14 protein-coding genes and 1 pseudogene are annotated in these 17,600 nt (G+C 65.1%); 9 read left to right on the forward strand and 6 right to left on the reverse strand.

Annotation, left to right across the window (positions count from 1 at the left end; translation table 11 throughout):
• Genes OKW38_RS17780 through OKW38_RS17790 form a run of 3 tightly spaced genes read left to right on the forward strand, consistent with a single transcriptional unit; the run spans position 1 to position 1,630 of the window.
• A complete protein-coding gene (locus OKW38_RS17780) occupies positions 1-246 on the forward strand; it encodes a DUF1289 domain-containing protein (RefSeq protein WP_090802758.1) in 246 nt (81 codons plus the stop codon).
• On the forward strand, positions 243-716 hold the full coding sequence (locus tag OKW38_RS17785) for a MaoC family dehydratase (protein WP_090802757.1): 474 nt from the start codon (positions 243-245) through the stop codon (positions 714-716). The genes OKW38_RS17780 and OKW38_RS17785 overlap by 4 nt, the downstream gene beginning before the upstream one ends.
• On the forward strand, positions 713-1,630 hold the full coding sequence (locus OKW38_RS17790; protein ID WP_429362505.1) for an MBL fold metallo-hydrolase: 918 nt from the start codon (positions 713-715) through the stop codon (positions 1,628-1,630). Before OKW38_RS17785 ends, OKW38_RS17790 begins: the two co-directional genes overlap by 4 nt.
• Before the next feature lie 298 nt (positions 1,631-1,928).
• On the opposite strand, the gene OKW38_RS17795 is transcribed toward OKW38_RS17790, so the two are convergent.
• Positions 1,929-2,867, reverse strand: a complete 939-nt coding sequence (locus OKW38_RS17795; RefSeq protein ID WP_429362507.1) for a DMT family transporter — start codon at positions 2,865-2,867, stop codon at positions 1,929-1,931.
• A gap of 112 nt (positions 2,868-2,979) precedes the next feature.
• Between OKW38_RS17795 and OKW38_RS17800 the strand changes: the two genes are divergently transcribed.
• Complete coding sequence (locus OKW38_RS17800) at positions 2,980-3,450, forward strand: Lrp/AsnC family transcriptional regulator (protein ID WP_090802753.1); 471 nt, start codon at positions 2,980-2,982, stop codon at positions 3,448-3,450.
• Positions 3,451-3,499: 49 nt separating this feature from the next.
• Here OKW38_RS17800 and OKW38_RS17805 read toward each other — a convergent pair.
• Positions 3,500-4,391: pseudogene (locus OKW38_RS17805) on the reverse strand (alpha/beta fold hydrolase).
• Positions 4,392-4,676: 285 nt separating this feature from the next.
• Here OKW38_RS17805 and OKW38_RS17810 point away from each other — a divergent pair.
• Positions 4,677-5,636 (forward strand): NAD(P)H-dependent flavin oxidoreductase, encoded by a 960-nt coding sequence (locus OKW38_RS17810; protein WP_429335647.1) that lies wholly within the window; start codon positions 4,677-4,679, stop codon positions 5,634-5,636.
• 46 nt (positions 5,637-5,682) lie between these two features.
• Here the strand turns inward: OKW38_RS17810 and icmF are convergent, their stop codons facing one another.
• The 4 genes from icmF to OKW38_RS17830 form a co-directional block, all read right to left on the reverse strand.
• A complete protein-coding gene (gene icmF / locus OKW38_RS17815; protein WP_429362509.1) occupies positions 5,683-9,063 on the reverse strand; it encodes a fused isobutyryl-CoA mutase/GTPase IcmF in 3,381 nt (1,126 codons plus the stop codon).
• Between the two features lie 118 nt (positions 9,064-9,181).
• Positions 9,182-10,114, reverse strand: a complete 933-nt coding sequence (locus tag OKW38_RS17820) for a LysR family transcriptional regulator (protein WP_429362511.1) — start codon at positions 10,112-10,114, stop codon at positions 9,182-9,184.
• A 151-nt stretch (positions 10,115-10,265) separates the two neighbouring features.
• Positions 10,266-11,351, reverse strand: a complete 1,086-nt coding sequence (locus tag OKW38_RS17825) for a porin (RefSeq protein WP_429335644.1) — start codon at positions 11,349-11,351, stop codon at positions 10,266-10,268.
• A gap of 504 nt (positions 11,352-11,855) precedes the next feature.
• Positions 11,856-12,392: a hypothetical protein gene (locus tag OKW38_RS17830; protein WP_429362513.1), complete on the reverse strand. Its 537-nt coding sequence runs from the start codon at positions 12,390-12,392 to the stop codon at positions 11,856-11,858.
• 554 nt (positions 12,393-12,946) lie between these two features.
• On the opposite strand from OKW38_RS17830, the gene OKW38_RS17835 reads away from it, so the two are divergent.
• The 4 genes from OKW38_RS17835 to OKW38_RS17850 all read left to right on the forward strand — a co-directional run bounded on the left by OKW38_RS17835 (position 12,947) and on the right by OKW38_RS17850 (position 17,531).
• A complete protein-coding gene (locus OKW38_RS17835) occupies positions 12,947-13,972 on the forward strand; it encodes a bile acid:sodium symporter family protein (RefSeq protein WP_429335642.1) in 1,026 nt (341 codons plus the stop codon).
• Positions 13,973-14,341: 369 nt separating this feature from the next.
• The gene (locus OKW38_RS17840; protein ID WP_090805561.1) at positions 14,342-15,328 is read left to right on the forward strand and encodes a LacI family DNA-binding transcriptional regulator; all 987 of its coding nucleotides are present in this window, start codon (positions 14,342-14,344) and stop codon (positions 15,326-15,328) included.
• Positions 15,325-16,626 carry an AGE family epimerase/isomerase gene (locus OKW38_RS17845; RefSeq protein ID WP_090802741.1) on the forward strand — a complete coding sequence of 434 codons (1,302 nt, stop codon included), beginning with the start codon at positions 15,325-15,327 and terminating at the stop codon, positions 16,624-16,626. The genes OKW38_RS17840 and OKW38_RS17845 overlap by 4 nt, the downstream gene beginning before the upstream one ends.
• Positions 16,623-17,531: a carbohydrate kinase family protein gene (locus OKW38_RS17850; RefSeq protein WP_429362515.1), complete on the forward strand. Its 909-nt coding sequence runs from the start codon at positions 16,623-16,625 to the stop codon at positions 17,529-17,531. The genes OKW38_RS17845 and OKW38_RS17850 overlap by 4 nt, the downstream gene beginning before the upstream one ends.
• The last annotated feature ends 69 nt before the right edge of the window (positions 17,532-17,600 follow it).

The following is a 17,600-nucleotide window of genomic DNA, read 5'->3' on the forward strand; positions in this document are numbered from 1 at the left end:
ATGGCGAGCGGCAACGATTACGACGACAGGGACGACGGCGGTTGCGTGCCGTCGCCGTGCATCAGCGTGTGCAGGATGGATGCATCGACCGGCTGGTGCGAAGGATGCCTGCGCACGATCGACGAAATCGCCGGCTGGTCGACGCTCGACAACGACGCGAAGCGCGCGGTGTGGGACGCGATCGAAGTGCGCCACGCGACGTTAATGGCGCTGCGCACGACATCGACGACGAAGGAGAAGCAATGAACGCCGCGCCGCGCATCGTGACGCCCGGCGAGACGTTCAGTTCGACGCTCGAGTTGTCGGTGGATTCGATCAAATCGTTCGCGACGCTCGTCGTCGATCTGAACCCGTTGCATCACGATGAAGCGTATGCCGCGCAAAGCCGCTTTGGAGGCTTGATCGCGTCGGGCACGCAACCCACCGCGTATTTCATGGCGCTGCTCGCCACGCATTTCTCTACTTACGCGCAACCGCTCGGCCTCGAATTCGATATCAAGCTGAAGAAGGCAGTGCAGGCGCACGACACGCTGACGATCACGTGGCGTGTGCACGACGCTCACTGGAAGCCGAGCCTGAACGGCGATCTGACCTATCTCGAAGGTTCGGTGGTCAATCAGCGCGGTGAGCTGATGTTGACGGGTACCTCGACGATCCTCGTGATGCCGAAGCCCCCCGCGGTCGCAAACGCGCACGCGAGCACGGCCACGCCATGATCGCGCTGCCCGCATCGATCCGGGTTTTCGAACGCGGCTGGCTGTCGTCGAACAACGTGCTGCTCGTCGACGACACATGCGCCGCGCTGGTCGATACCGGCTATGCGACGCACGCATCGCAAACGGTCGCGCTGGTACGCAATGCGTTGCGCACGCGGCCGCTCGATCTGATCGTCAACACGCACCTGCATTCGGATCATTGCGGCGGCAACGCACTGTTGCAGGCAACGTGGCCGTGCCACACGCTGATCCCGTCATCCGAAGCCGATGCCGTACGCGGCTGGGACGAAACTCGCCTCAGCTTTCGCGCGACTGGTCAAACCTGCGAGCGCTTCGGCTTCACCGGCACGCTGGCACCCGGCGCACGCTTGCGGCTGGGCGCGCTCGACTGGCAGGTGCTCGGCGCGCCCGGCCACGATCCGCATTCGCTGATGCTCTATTGCGCGGACGAACGCTTGCTGATCAGCGCGGATGCGCTGTGGGAAAACGGCTTCGGCGTGATCTTTCCCGAACTCGAAGGCGAAAGCGGCTTCGCCGAGCAGCAAGCCGTGCTCGACCTGATCGCAACGCTCGACGTGCGCGTCGTCATCCCAGGCCACGGCGCGCCGTTCACGCAGGTCGAAGCGGCGCTCGAACGCGCGATGTCGCGCGTCGCCTGGTTGCGCGCCGATCCCGCGCGCAACGCAAGGAACGCGCTGAAGGTGCTGATCGTATTCAAGCTGCTCGAAGTCCGCGAGATGAGCGTGGACACGCTTTTGCGCATGCTCGACGACGCGGCCGTGATGCGCGCCGCCGCCTCGATGCTGAAGCCGCGCGGCGAATGGCCCGCGTTGCTGAAGGGAATGATCGGGGAGCTCGCGGCGAACGATGGACCGCTCGAAGTGGACGGCACACGCATTCTCGCGCGGCATTGAACTGTGATGTGACCGGTTTGACCGGCGCGGTGGAAAAGCGCACCGGAACGCAAACCGTGCTGCCAAAAAGAAAACCGCTCGACGAAGCGAGCGGCGGAACATCTGTTGGACGTGATCAGCGTCGCTGTCGATGATACGCGTGTGGGTTTTTGCATCGCATCGGTGATTTCCCTACAGAAATTAGACGCCACGTTTTACGAATGCATACATGATCTGTCATCAAACGGCGTTAGGCGCTTGAACGCTTGCGCGTTGTTCCGGGATCCGTAGCAATATCCGATTGAATGTCGAATCGGCATCACGTGGACGATAAGCGCTTTCTCTGCGGCACGATCCGCCATCCGAGATTGACGCCCGCCGCCGCCAGCAGAATCAGCGCGGCGCCGAGCACCTGAATCCATGCGAGCGTCTGTCCGAACGCGAGCCGGTCGACGATGATCGCGACCACCGGATAGATGAACGACAACGCGCCCGTCATCGACGTCGGCAGCTTCTGGATCGCGCCATATAGCAGCACGTACATGAGACCGGTATGGACGACGCCGAGCACGACCAGTTCGAGCCACTGCGCGCCGTTTGCCGGCAACGCGTCGAAGCGTACGAACGGCGCGAGCAACAGCACGCCGAGCGATACCTGGATCAGCGCGAGCAGATGCGGCGGCGTGCCCTTCAGCCGCTTCGTGATGATCGACGACACCGCGTACATCGCCGCCGCACCGACCGCATAGGCGACGCCGACCAGATACTGCCCCGGCACCGCGAGCACGGCCGGCTCGACCTTCACGACGAACACGAGCCCGACGAACGCGACCACGAGCCACGCGATCGTCGATGCGCTGATGCGCTCGCGAAACACCAGCGCGCCGAGTCCGACCAACATGAACGGCTGCGTGTTGTAGACGGCCGTTGCCATCGAAATCGACGCGCGTGAATACGCGGCGAACAGCAATACCCAGTTCACGACGATCGCCGCGCCGCCGAGCAACGCGAGGCCGAGCATCTTCCACGAAAACAGCTCGCGGCGGAACAGGCCGAGTACGGCGCACACGAGCGCGAGCGTCGCGCCGCCGAAAATGCAGCGGAAAAACACCACGTTGAAGGGGCTTTGCTGCGACGACACGACAAGCCAGCCGATCGTGCCCGACATCAGCATCGCGACGCTCATCTCCGCCGCGCCACGGCGGATGTCGCTGGGCGAACTGCTCGAGGTCGTGATGGAAGCCTTGTTTGAAGCCATGATTCGATCCCGGATTGTGACTGCATAACTGGCAGTCTAATTAATCCACCCGCGCGAATACATGGCTAAACTTAAGCGTTAGCGCATTTTCACCTCATAAACGAAGGCCGTCATGAGCAAACGCCTTGCATCGATCACGCCGGTCGCACTCGACGACACCGACCGCGCACTGCTCACCGCGCTCGCGCAGGACGCGCGTCAGCCGGTCAGCGAACTCGCGCGCGTCGTCGGCTTATCGGCGCCCAGCACGGCCGAACGCGTGCGGCGGCTCGAAGCGCAGGGCGTGATCGAGCGCTTCACCGTGCAGATCGATCCGCGCGCGCTCGGCTTCACGCTGCAGGCGGTAGTGCGCGTGAAGCCGTTGCCCGGGCAGCTGCATCTGGTGGAGGAAGTGATCCGGCGCATTCCGGAGTTCGTCGAATGCGACAAGGTGACCGGCGACGACTGTTTCATCTGCCGCCTGTACCTGCATTCGATCGAACAGCTCGACGAGATCCTGTCGAAAGTGACCGAGCGCGCGGAGACCAGCACGGCGATCGTCAAGTCGACGCCGGTCGCGCGACGGCTGCCGCCGCTCGGCTAACGAAGGTCCATCGCTGGTCAAACGAAGGTCGCGCGAAGCAGCCCGGCGCTTATTGTTCGAGCGTCTCGAAAAACGACAGCATCTCGGCGACCAGTTCGTCCGGCGCTTCCTCGGGCAGATAGTGCCCGCACGATAGCGCGCGGCCGCTCACGTCGCGCGCGACATGCCGCCATTCGTCGAGCGCATCGAAGCATTTTTCGATCACGCCCTTGTCGCCCCACAGCACCCGCAGCGGACAGCCGATCTTGTTGCCGCGCTCGATATCGGCGCGATCATGTTCGAGGTCGATGCTCGCCGATGCGCGATAGTCCTCGCACATCGCGTGCACCGCGCCCGGTTGCGCGAGCGCTGCCCGATACGCGTCGAGCGCGGTGGGATCGAACGGTGCGAGACCCGCGTGACGTCCGCCCATCACCGCGTCGACATAGGCGGCCGGATTTGCGCCGATCAATGTTTCGGGCAGCGGCTCGGGCTGGATCAGGAAGAACCAGTGGAAGTAATGCGTTGCGAACGCGCGGTCGGTGGCTTCGTACATCGCGAGTGTCGGCGCGATATCGAGCAGCATCAAACGCTCGACCGCGTCGGCGTGATCGAGCGCCATCCGGTGCGCAACGCGCGCGCCGCGATCGTGCGCACAGACGAGGAAGCGCTCGAAGCCGAAGTGGCGCATCACCGCGACCTGGTCGGCGGCCATCACGCGTTTCGAATACGGTGCGTGCGCGGCATCGCTCGGCGGTTTGCCCGACGCGCCATAGCCGCGCAGATCGGTTGCGATCACCGTGAAGTGCTGCGCGAGCGGCGCGGCGCAGCGTTCCCAGATCAGATGCGATTGCGGATGGGCCGTGCAGCAGAAGCAGAGGCGGCCCGGCGCCGCCCTTCACTCCGAAAATGTCGACATCGCCCACGGCGACGCGAAAAGACGTGAAATTTTCGAAGGCCATGACGTCTCGTTGATCGTTTGAGGTCCGTGCATTGTAGAAGGCCAACAGGTCCGTGCGAGGTGGGATATCCCACGCAGACATGGAACCTGAATACTCCTTCGAACCCACTTCGCCTATAATCGAACGACCGTTCTTAAATGTTTGGCGCGACTTCGGCATGCCGGTATCGTTCGACTGCCACACGCATTCGCCGGTCAACACGCCGCAAGCCGTGTGCCGCTAAACTCATTCATCTATTCGCCGGGCGCACGTCGCACCGGTTGGCCCAACCTGGAGACTCGCACCATGGCATTGCCCGCCGTTCTGCAAAACCTCGCGCTGCCCGTCGTCGCTTCGCCGATGTTCATCGTCAGCTATCCCGAACTCGTGCTGGCGCAGTGCAAGGCCGGTATCGTCGGCTCGTTCCCTGCCCTCAACGCGCGCCCGGCCGAGCTGCTCGACGAATGGCTGACGCAGATCCAGGCGCAACTCGCCAGGCACAAGGCCGCGAACCCGGATGCGGTGATCGGCCCGATCGCGGTCAATCAGATCGTTCACCAGTCGAATGCGCGGCTCGAGCACGACGTGCGCGTCTGCGTCGAGCACAAGGTGCCGATCTTCATCACCAGCCTGCGCGCGCCGGCACGCGAGATCGTCGATGCGGTGCACAGCTACGGCGGCATCGTGCTGCACGACGTGATCAATCTGCGTCATGCGCAGAAAGCGCTGGAAGCCGGCGTCGACGGGCTGATTCTGGTCGCATCGGGCGCGGGCGGCCACGCGGGCACCACCTCGCCGTTCGCGCTGGTCGGCGAGGTGCGGCGCATTTTCGACGGCCCGATCGTGCTGTCGGGCTCGATCGCCAACGGCGGCTCGATTCTCGCCGCGCAGGCGATGGGCGCGGACCTCGCGTACATGGGCACACGCTTCATCGCCACCAAAGAAGCGCACGCTGTCGACAGCTACAAGCAGGCGATCATCAACGCGAAGGCGTCGGACATCATCTACACGAACCTGTTCACCGGCGTGCACGGCAACTACATCCGCGAGAGCATTGCGAACGCGGGGCTCGATCCCGACGCGCTGCCCGAATCGGACAAGACCAAGATGAACTTCGGCGGCGACAAGGCGAAGGCGTGGAAGGACATCTGGGGCGCGGGCCAGGGCGTCGGCCTGATGGACGACGTGCCGGACGTCGCCGAGCTCGTGCGGCGTCTGAAGAAGGAATACAACGACGCGAAGGCGCGGCTCGGCATCGCGCGCTGAGGTGAAGAGCGGAGCGGGCCGGGGCGCCCGCTCGCTCGCTCGCGGCCTACATATTCCGCCGATACTGCCCGCCCACCTCGAACAGCGCGTGGGTGATTTGCCCGAGCGAACACACGCGCACCACGTCCATCAGCACCGCGAACACGTTGCCGTCGTCGATCACCGCGCGCTTCAGGCGTTCGAGCGCCTCAGGCGCGGCGTCGCGGTGGCGCGCCTGGAAGTCGCGCAACCGCCGCAGCTGACTCTGCTTCTCCGCGTCGGTGGAACGCGCCAGCACCAACGGCCGCGGCGCTTCATGCGGATGCGCGCTCAGGAACGTATTGACGCCGACGATCGGATACGAACCGTCATGCTTGCGATGCTCGTACAGCATCGACTCGTCCTGAATCCGTCCGCGCTGATAGCCGGTTTCCATCGCGCCGAGCACGCCGCCGCGCTCTGTCAGCCGCTCGAATTCGGCGAGCACAGCCTCCTCGACCAGATCGGTCAATTCATCGATCACGAAACTGCCCTGATTCGGATTCTGGTTCTTCGCGAGCCCCCATTCGCGATTGATGATCAGCTGGATCGCGACCGCGCGGCGCACCGATTCCTCGGTCGGCGTCGTAATCGCTTCGTCGAACGCATTGGTGTGCAGCGAGTTGCAGTTGTCGTAGATCGCGATCAGCGCCTGCAGCGTCGTGCGGATGTCGTTGAAATCGATCTCCTGCGCGTGCAGGCTGCGGCCCGACGTCTGCACGTGATACTTGAGCTTCTGACTGCGCTCGTTCGCGCCATAGCGCTCGCGCATCGCGACCGCCCAGATGCGTCGCGCGACGCGGCCGAGCACCGTGTACTCCGGGTCCATGCCGTTCGAGAAGAAGAACGACAGATTCGGCGCGAAGTCGTCGATCGACATGCCGCGTGCGAGATATGCCTCGACGTAGGTGAAGCCGTTCGCGAGCGTGTACGCGAGCTGCGAGATGGGGTTCGCGCCAGCCTCGGCGATGTGATAGCCGGAAATCGACACCGAATAGAAATTGCGCACGCCGTGTTCGACGAAATACGCCTGAATGTCACCCATCACCTTCAGGCTGAATTCGGTCGAGAAGATGCAGGTGTTCTGCCCCTGGTCTTCTTTCAGGATGTCGGCCTGCACGGTGCCGCGCACGTTTTCGAGCGCGGCGCGGCGCGTTGCGGCGAGTTCGGCTTCGGTCAACGGGCGGCCTTGTTGTTGCTCGCCCAGCGCGATCTGCTGGTCAATCCCGACGTTGAAGAACATCGCGAGGATCGTCGGCGCGGGGCCGTTGATCGTCATCGAGACCGACGTATCCGGCGAGCACAGATCGAAGCCGTCATACAGCGTCTTCATGTCGTCGAGCGTCGCGACCGACACACCCGAATTGCCGACCTTGCCGTAGATGTCCGGGCGCTCGTGCGGCTCCTCACCGTAAAGCGTCACCGAGTCGAACGCGGTGGATAGCCGTTTGGCCGGCATGCCTTCCGACAGCAGCCTGAAGCGACGATTCGTGCGCTGCGGATCGCCCTCGCCCGCGAACATGCGCGTCGGGTCCTCGTTCTCGCGACGAAACGGAAACACGCCAGCGGTGAATGGGAAATAGCCGGGCAGATTGTCGAGCATCAGCCAGCGCAGGATCTCGCCGTGATCGACAAATTTCGGCAGCGACACTTTGCGGATTTCGGAGCCGGACAGCGTCGTGACCGTCAGCGCGGTGCGGATTTCGCGCTTGCGGATGCGCACCACATGTTCGTCGCCCGCATAGGCGGCCACCGTTTGCGGCCACGCGTCGAGCAGCTTGCGTTCGCGCTCGCCGAGCGCGGCGCCGCGTTGGTCGATCAGCGCATCGAGCGACGAGGCGTCGCTGCCCGCCTCGCCGAGCATGCGGCGCGTCTCGACGATCTGCCAGCGTTCCCGCGCGATTTGCGCCTGCGCGTCGGCGCGCGCTCGATAGCCGCGTACCGTCTGCGCGATGTCGGCCAGATAGCGCACGCGCGCGGGCGGCACGATCGCATGCAGGTTGCTCGAAAAGCGCAGGCCTTCGGTCGCGCCGAGCCGTGCGCCGCCCTCACGCAGGCCGTGCGCACGCAGCGCACTAGCGATGCGCCGGTACAGCGCGGTCACGCCGTCGTCGTTGAAGCGCGCCGCGATCGTGCCGAACACCGGCATCGCGTCGGGCGATGTCGCGAAGTCCCCGCGATTGCGCTGCACCTGCTTCGCGACGTCGCGCAGCGCATCCTGCGCACCCTTGCGATCGAACTTGTTGATCGCGACGAAGCTCGCGAAGTCGAGCATGTCGATCTTCTCGAGCTGGCTCGCGGCGCCGAACTCCGGCGTCATCACGTACAGCGATTCGTCGACGAACGGCACGATCGCCGCATCGCCCTGACCGATCCCCGACGTCTCCACGACGACCAGATCGAAGCCCGCCACCTTGCACAGCATCAGCGCGGCGGGTAGCGAATCGGAGAGTTCGGTCGATGCCTCGCGCGTCGCCATCGAGCGCATATAAATGCGGGCGCCGTCGCCCCAATCGCCGATCGCATTCATGCGGATGCGGTCGCCGAGCAGCGCGCCGCCGGATTTTCGCCGCGACGGATCGATCGCGAGCACGGCGATGTTCAGCGTGTCGCCGTAGTCGAGCCGGAAGCGGCGGATCAGCTCGTCGGTCAGCGACGACTTGCCCGCGCCGCCGGTGCCGGTGATGCCGAGCACCGGGATGCGTGGCGCTTGCGCGAGCGTCGCTAGCTGGTCGCGCGCGGCGGCGTCGACGCTGTTCGTTTCGAACGCGCTGATCAGTTGCGCGAGGCGGCGGAAGATCGGCACGGCGGAATCGGCGGGGTGCGAGCCAGCAGCAGTGCCAGCGTGCGGAGCATGGGCCTCACCGCAACGCGGCAACGGCCGCCCGGCCAGCTCGGCGAGCCATTCGCGCACCGGCGTCGGCCGCGCCGCGTCGGCCGCGCGCGCCCCTTCGACGCAGCGCGCGATCATGTCGTCGATCATGCCTTGCAGACCGAGCCGCTGACCGTCGTGCGGCGAGTAGATTTTTTCGACGCCGTCGCGTTCGAGCGCGGCAATTTCCTCGGGGACGATCACGCCGCCGCCGCCGCCGAACACCTTGATGCGCTCGCCGCCGCTTGCACGCAGCAAATCCACCAGGTAGCGGAAGTATTCGTTGTGGCCGCCCTGATAGCTCGACACGGCGACGCCGTCGGCGTCCTCGTTGAGCGCGGCGGTCGCGACTTCGGCGACTGAGCGGTTGTGGCCGAGGTGGATCACCTCGACGCCGCTTGCCTGCAGGATGCGCCGCATGATGTTGATCGACGCGTCGTGGCCGTCGAACAGTGCGGCGGCGGTGACGAAGCGCAGGCGCCGGCCCGCGGGCAGTTCGTGGCTGCCGGCACGCTGCGGCGTGGACAGATCGGTCATGTCTCCCCCAGATCATTTAACTGATGGGTGCTCACAATCAGTATATAGAAACGGGGTAACACGGCGCCGCGGCACGGGGCGGGCGATTGGCGACGTATGCTCGGTGCTTCGCGAAACGCTACCGCACCGCCAACGCCTTGATTTGGTCGAGCGACGGCCACAGCGATTCGTTTGCGAACCGCGCCGCCAGAAAATCGACGAATGAGCGCACCTTAGCGGATAGATGCCGTCGGCTCGTGTAGACGACGTGGATCGGCAGCTCCCGCGGCGGCACCTCGTCGACGAGCAGCGGCACGAGCCGCCCTTCGGCGAGATCGCTGCCGATCACCTCGGTGCCGAGCATCGCGATGCCCGCGCCATGCAGCACGACCACGCGCTGGGCCTCGAGCTGATTGACGATCAGGTTGCCCGACAGGCGCACACGCGAGCCCGCGTCGCCGGTCGCGACTTCGAGCGCCGATACGCCCGCGTACTGCAGATAGTTGTGGCGCGCGAGATCGGCGACGCTCTTCGGCGTGCCATGCTTGCGCAGATAGGCGGGCGATGCGCACAGCACCAGATGCGCGGTCGCGATCTGCCGCGCGATCAGCGACGACGACTTGAGCCCGCCCGGCGACGCGCGGATCGCGACGTCGAAGCCCTCGTCGATCAGTTCGACGACGCGGTCGGACAGTGTCATATCGACGGTGACCTGCGGATACTGCGCGGCGTAGTCCGCGACCGCGGCCATCACGTGATTCAGGCCGAACGCCGACAGCGACGACACCCGCAGCCGCCCGTGCGGCACGACGCTTGCCGCGCCGACCGCCTGGCCGGCTTCGTCGAGCTCGGTGAGCGCCTGACTCAGCCGCTCGTAGTACTCGCGGCCTGCCTCGGTCGGCGCGACGCGGCGCGTGGTGCGGTTCAGGAGCCGCGCGCCGAGCTGCTGCTCCAGATGCATCACATGCTTGCTCGCCATCGCCGCCGACATCTCCATCTTCTCCGCCGCGCCGACGAAACTGCCGGCTTCGACCACGTGGCGAAACACTTTCATGCTGACGAGGGTGTCCATCTCAGTCGCTCGCTTCAGGAATCAATCGACGTCATTTTGCCGGGTTTATCAAAAGGACGGCAGCAAACGCTCGTATTCGGCGGCACCCGAAAACGACAAAGCCCGCGTTCCGGGCGGAACGCGGGCTTTGCGGTGACACCGTGGGCCGAGATCAGAACTTCGCGCGCAACCCCGCGCCATATGTATTGCCGCTCGACTGACCGGTGATGTGGTCATACAGGTACGCGGCATAGACATCGGTGCGCTTGGACAGCGGATAGTCGTAGCCGACCGCCGCCGTCTGGCGCGTCTGGTTCGAACCGCCGCCGTTACGCGAATACGCATACGAAGCCATCACCGAGCCAGGCCCGAACGGCACCGTGACGCCGCCCTGTCCCGTGTTCACGTGCCAGCTCGTGACCTGCTGGTCGTTGTACGTGTACATGTACTGGCCGTACAGCTTGACGAACTTCAGGTCGTACGACACGCCCGCCTGCGCGACGCTCTGGCTGCGCAGTCCCGGCACGCCCGACGTTTCGAAGCTGCCGAGGTCGCCCGGCACGTTGTTGAAGTTCACGTACTGGTACACCGCCGTCGCCGCGAACGGGCCATGGAAGTACAGCACCTGGCCGCTCCACTTCTTCGCGCCGTTCTGGGTCGTGTTGCCGAGCGCGTACATCGCGGTCGCCGAAAGGCCGTTGAAGTTCGGCGACGTATACGACACCGCATTGTTCCAGCCCGAGTCGCCGGTCACGCCCTGGTCGGTCGTGTAGGTCGGGAAGGTGCCGAGACCGAGGTACACGTGATAGACCATCGGCGAGAACACGTACGAATCGACGAACGGGTTGAACAGGATCGTCGACACGAACAGCGGCGTCGTCAGGCGGCCGGCCGTCACCGTGCCGTACGGCGATTCGATGCCGACGTACGCATTGCGCGAGAACGTCGTGTCGCCGGTGAAGCGGCCGTACTCGCCGGTTTGCGCGCGGAAGAAGCCTTCGATAGTGAAGATCGCCTTGTAGCCGTTGCCCAGATCCTCGGTCCCCTTGAAGCCCCAGTACGACGTCGACATGCCGCCGCCCGACACGACCACCGCGGTCTGGCCGCCCGGAAACTTCTGCGAGCCGACCCATTCGTCGACCTGGCCGTAGAGCTGCACGCTCGATTGCGCGAACGCCGACGACGCGCCCGCCAGCGCGGCGACGCATGCAGTGGCCTTGAGAGTAGTCTTCAGCGCGCTGCTGAGGCTTGTGTTCATGGGTTCTCCATTCTTTGTCAAAAGGGTGTGGCTGTGCGAAAGGGGGCGCTCGCACGAAACGTCGTTGTTATCCGTTCGATCGTCGAGTCAATCTGGGCGGGTCCCATCTTTGCGGACCATTTTTATAAACAAAAATATCGCTGCTTATTGCGGGTATATCGGTCTGATTAGTTTGGTTGGTTATCGGCTTGATATGACGCTTCAGAGCGGACTAGCGCCGCCCCCTGGACGCAATGCGGCATGCGGCGAACCGCGCGCCACAGCGGGAGTGAACGCCTTAAATGACGGGCCGATGACGCGACGCGGCAGAATGCCAAGATTTGACGCTGACCGGTAATTCGATGCCGGGTGTTTTCAAAAAAGTGTGGCGTCGAAACGTCAGATTCGGGGCTATGGCGCAGACGAAGGCGCGCGAAGCCGCGCGAGGGATCGCGGGAAGGATCTGGAAGACGGGTTTCGGGACTGCGGTTGGGGCGGTGCGGTGGTTTGCGAAATCGCGCTCAGCTAATTCCGGTACGGTGAACCGCCCGGCTGACGCGGATCGTCGGCTGGGCGTTGCATCGGGCGCGCTGCGCCACGCTCTTCGTTGTAGCGGGCGACGTCGGCGCGGATCGAGCCGTTGCGCATCGGCATGTTGGACGGGGGATGCGGCACCGGACGCGACTCCGCGCTGACCGGCGTGATCGCGCCCGCATAGCCGGACGGATCGCCGACACGGCGCATGCCGGACTCGTAGCTGCCGAGGCCATAACCGAAATTGGCGTCCGCGATATTCGGGTTGCCGCGCTGCGCGCGTGCGTCACGAGAAGCCATCGCATTGCGCGAGCCGCGCGGAGCAGGTGCGCCGCCCGCACCGGCATCACGGCCGACACCACGCATCTCCATGCGCGGCGCGCGCCCGGCAGTGTCGCGCGAATAAGCGCCGCCCGCGGCGGCACCGCCGCCATGCGGCCCACCCGGCTCCTTCGCATAGGCGAACGAGCACAGCACGGCGATGACCGCGCCCCACGCCCAGTGCCTCGTTCTCGACAACCCGTCCACCTGTGACTCTCACGCCCGAAGACTTGCCTGAAATCCACCGTTCGAGCTGCGATGGACCTGTTGCGGGAGGAGAAAAGCGCCGCGTTCCTGTCGCGGCGCAGGGCATCCCTGCGGCCTTTGAACGAGTAATTTATGGTCGGGGGCAGAGGGTGTCGAGCCAAAAAGTGTTAGGTCTCGTCGGTGGATGTAACACCCTGTTACTGCGGTGTTTTTCCGCGCCGGAGGCCTCCTGCGGACGCGCCTCGGCGGCTGCTGGCCGGCGTTTTCGCCTAGCCCGCGCGGGCGCCGTTTGTTGCAAATAAACGCCGCTTGCAACGTCAATGGTTAAACGGTTTGTCGCGAGAAAGCACCTCGCCAATACTGAAACCTGGCGCGTCGCACGAATGGGCTCGGCCTGATTGGGGAGTCAATGCGCAAACTTCATTAATCGATTCGGCAAATGAATTTGCGTTTTCAATCGGCTTTCGACAACAATAGCCGCTTTCCATTGGCATGGACCACGCCTGACAGACCCGTCCCATGCTTACACCGCGTCATTGAATCGAGATTGCGACATGGCCCGCCCGAAATTCCTGCCCGATAACTTCACCCTGTGCCTCGTCGGCACCGTGATCCTCGCCAGCTTCCTGCCCGTTCATGGACAGGCCGCCGTGGGGTTCAACTGGGTGACGAACATCGCGGTCGGCCTGCTGTTCTTCCTGCACGGCGCCAAGCTGTCACGCGAGGCGATCATTGCGGGCGCGACGCACTGGCGCCTTCACCTCGTGGTGCTGCTGAGCACGTTCGCGCTGTTTCCGCTGCTCGGCCTCGCGCTTAAACCGGTCCTTTCGCCGCTGGTCACGCCGTCGCTCTACGCCGGCGTCCTCTTCCTCTGCACGCTGCCGTCGACGGTCCAGTCGTCGATCGCGTTCACGTCCATTGCCAAAGGCAACGTGCCGGCCGCGGTATGCAGCGCGTCCGCCTCGAGCCTGCTCGGCATCTTCGTCACTCCAGCACTCGTCAGCGTCATCGTGGCGAATCAGGCCGCGAGCGGCGGTGCGTCGCCGTGGCATACGATCGGCAACATCGTGCTGCAACTGCTCGTGCCGTTCGTTGCCGGCCAACTGCTGCGCCCGCTGATCGGCAAGTGGATCGAGAAGAATCGCGGCGTGCTGAAGTTCGTCGACCAGGGCTCGATCCTGCTCGTCGTCTACGGCGCGTTCAGCGAGGCCGTCACCGAAGGCCTGTGGCACACGATTCCGCTGTCCGCGCTCGGCGGCCTCGTCGTGGTAAACGCCGTGCTGCTCGCGCTCGCGCTGGCCGCGACGATCTTCGCGAGCAAGCGGCTCGGCTTCAGCCGCGCGGACCAGATCACGATCATCTTCTGCGGCTCGAAGAAGAGCCTCGCCGCCGGCGTGCCGATGGCCAAGGTGATCTTCGCGTCGCATGCGGTCGGCGCCGTGGTGCTGCCGCTGATGCTGTTCCACCAGATCCAGTTGATGGTCTGCGCCGCGCTCGCGCAACGCTGGGGCGCGCGCGACCTCAGCGGCGAGAGCAATGCCGCGGCGCGGCGACCCACCGCCGCCGTCGCGCGCCGTTGAAAACACACGCAATGCAAACAGGACATTCATAAGCGCCCTCCCTGAGCGTCGTTTTGATCGTGTGAAGCAAGCCGCCTTCGGGCGGCTTTTCTTTTTGGCTCTTCACTGGCCCTTGTCGTTATTTCACGCGCAAACGCTCTCGCTGTCGCCTCGGCCGGATGGCATAGGACGATTCTCGAACCGTCGAAAACGGCGGCCCGCCTACTGTTTAGGCATTTTTACTAAACAACTTAATTTCCAACAAGTCCATAAAATACGGGTATTTACTGGTGTCATGCTGGTGTTTTGCGAGCGGCTTTAGCTGCGTTTTACTATACAATCGCCCGACCTGAACCCGTGCTGCCTCGCCTCGCGCGGCAGCTTCATTCGATGGCCACAACCATCCGCGACGTCGCCCGCGCCGCCAGCGTTTCGATCGGCACCGTGTCGCGCGCGCTCAAGAATCAGCCGGGCCTTTCCGAGGCCACGCGCGAACGCGTCGTCGAAGCGGCGCGCCAGCTCGGCTACGACTCGGCGCAGCTGCGTCCGCGCATCCGCCGGCTAACTTTCCTGCTGCATCGTCAGCACAACAACTTCGCCGCGAGCCCGTTCTTCTCGCACGTGCTGCACGGTGTCGAAGACGCGTGCCGCGAGCGCGGCATCGTGCCGTCGGTGCTGACTGCCGGGCCGACCGAGGACGTAATTCACCAGATGCGCCTGCACGCGCCCGACGCCGTCGCGATCGCCGGCTTCGTCGAGCCCGAAACGCTCGCCACGCTGGTCGCGATGCAACGCCCGCTGGTGCTGATCGATCTATGGTCGCCGGGCTTGCGCTCGGTCAATCTCGACAACGCCGGCGGCGCCACGCTCGCAATGCGCCATCTGTTCGCGCAGCAGCGCAAGCGCGTCGCGTTCATCGGCGGCTCGCTCGCGCACTTCAGCATCGCCGAGCGCGCGCTCGGCTACCGGCGCGCGTTCTTCGAAGCGGGGCTGCTGTTCGATCCGTCGCTCGAAGTGAACATTGACGCCGGGCTCGATCCCGACACCGGCGCCGCGCGCGCGATGCAGCGCCTGCTCGACGCGCCGGGCCCGCGCCCCGACGCCGTATTCGCGTTCAACGACGCCGCCGCGCTTGCCGCGCTGCGCGTGTGTCTCGCGCGCGGCTTCAGCGTGCCCGACGACATCGCGATCATCGGTTTCGACGACATCCCCGCCGCCGCCCACGCTACCCCGCCGCTATCGACGATCGCGGTCGACAAGGAAGCGCTCGGCCGACGCGGCGTCGAACTGCTGCTCGAAGACTCGCCCGCCGAACTCGAAGTCCGCTTGCCCGTTCAACTCGTTGCCCGTGCCAGTACTTTGGTGAAAACGCCATGACGCTAACCGATCCGCTTCAACTTTCCAGCGACGCCGCGAAGGCGCCGCCGTTCGCCAGCTTCCGCAAGCGCGAGTTTCTGCTCACGCACATCGAAGACACGCTGCGCTTCTATGCGCCGAACGTGCTCGACCCGAGCGGCGGCTTCTACCACTTCTTGCGCGACGACGGTTCGATCTACAACCGCACCACGCGCCACCTGGTCAGCAGTTGCCGCTACGTGTTCAACTACGCGATGGCGTACCGGCAGTTCGGCGACCCGAAGCACCTCGAATACACGCGCCACGGCCTGCGCTTTCTGCGCGACGCGCACTGGGACTCGCAGCACGAGGGCTACGACTGGGAAATCGAATGGCGCGACGGCAAACAGCGCACGCTCGACGCGACGCGCCACTGCTACGGCCTCGCGTTCGTGCTGCTCGCGTACTCGCACGCGGCGATGGCCGGCATCGAGGAAGCGAAGCCGATGATCGGCGCGACCTTCGAGCTGATGGAGCACCGCTTCTGGGACGCCGCCGCCGGCCTCTATGCCGACGACGCGTCGGCCGACTGGCGTGTCAGCACGTACCGCGGGCAGAACGCGAACATGCATACCACCGAGGCGCTGCTCGCCGCGCACGAAGCGACCGGTCATCTGGTGTATCTCGATCGCGCCGAGCGCGTGGCGTCCAATATCACGCTGCGCCAGGCGAAGCTGTCGCAAGGGCTCGTGTGGGAGCACTTTCACGCGGACTGGTCGGTCGACTGGCATTACAACGAGGAAGACAGCTCGAACATCTTCCGTCCGTGGGGCTTCCAGCCCGGTCATCAGACCGAATGGGCGAAGCTGCTGCTGATTCTCGAACGCTTCCGTCCGCTGCCATGGCTGCTGCCGCGCGCGATCGAACTGTTCGACGCCGCGATGACGCACGCGTGGGACGAAGACCACGGCGGCCTCTACTACGGCTTCGGCCCCGACGGCACCGTGTGCGATCACGACAAGTACTTCTGGGTGCAGGCCGAAACGTTCGCGACCGCCGCGCTGCTCGGCAAGCGCACCGGCAACGAGCGCTTCTGGGACTGGTACGACGAGATCTGGCGCTATGGCTGGACGCACTTCGTCGACCACAAGTACGGCGCCTGGTATCGCATCCTCACCTGCGACAACCGCAAGTACAGCGACGAAAAGAGCCCGGCCGGCAAGACCGACTATCACACGATGGGCGCGTGCTACGAAGTGCTCGCCCACGCGCTCGGCGAAAACGCTGCGGCTGAATCAGCCGCTCCCGCCGCAGCGGCTTCCGCGGAGAAAGCACAATGAGCGCGGCGACCAACCTCCCCGTTTTCGTATCCGCCGGCGACATCCTGACCGATCTCGTGCGCACCGGCGCATCGCACTGGCTGTCGCGTCCGGGCGGCGCGGGCTGGAACGCCGCGCGCTGCGTCGCGCGGCTCGGCCTGCCGACCGCGTGCGCGGGCTCGCTCGGCGTCGATAACTTTTCCGACGAGCTGTGGGACGCGAGCGTCGCGGCCGGCCTCGACATGCGCTTCCTGCAGCGCGTCGAGCGCCCGCCGCTGCTCGCGATCGTGCATCAGACGCATCCGCCCGCGTACTTCTTCATGGGCGAGAACGGCGCCGACCTCGCGTTCGAGCCGGCGAAGCTGCCCGCCGGTTGGATGAACGCGGTGAAGTGGGCGCACTTCGGCTGCATCAGCCTCGTGCGTCAGCCGCTCGGCGACACACTGGCGCAACTCGCCGCCGAGTTGCGTTCGCACGGCGTGAAGATCAGCTTCGATCCGAACTATCGCAACCTGATGGAGCACGGCTACGAGCCGACGCTGCGCAAGATGGCGGCGCTCGCGGATCTGATCAAGGTATCGGACGAAGACCTGCGCATGATCTTCAAGACCAGCGACGAAGCCGCCGCGCTCGCGCAGTTGCGCGCGATGAATCCCGCCGCCACCGTGCTCGTCACGCGCGGCCCCGAAGCGGCGATGCTGCTCGACGGCGCCGCGGTGATCGAGGCGAAGCCGCCGCGCGTCGAAGTGGTCGATACGGTCGGCGCGGGCGATGCGTCGATCGGCGGTCTGCTGTTCAGCCTGATGAGCGCGCCGCAACGCAGGTGGCCCGAGCATCTCGCGTTCGCGCTCGCGGCCGGCGCGGCGGCTTGCGGCCACGCCGGTGCGCACGCGCCGACGCTCGACGAGGTGGTCGCGCTGCTATAACACGCGGCGCTGTAATTCTGCTGCCCTGGGGCGCGCGTAGCGTAACGGATGTCGAGCACGTCGCGCGGC

The organism is Paraburkholderia sp. MM5496-R1 (assembly GCF_050436205.1).
GTDB lineage: Bacteria > Pseudomonadota > Gammaproteobacteria > Burkholderiales > Burkholderiaceae > Paraburkholderia > Paraburkholderia tuberum.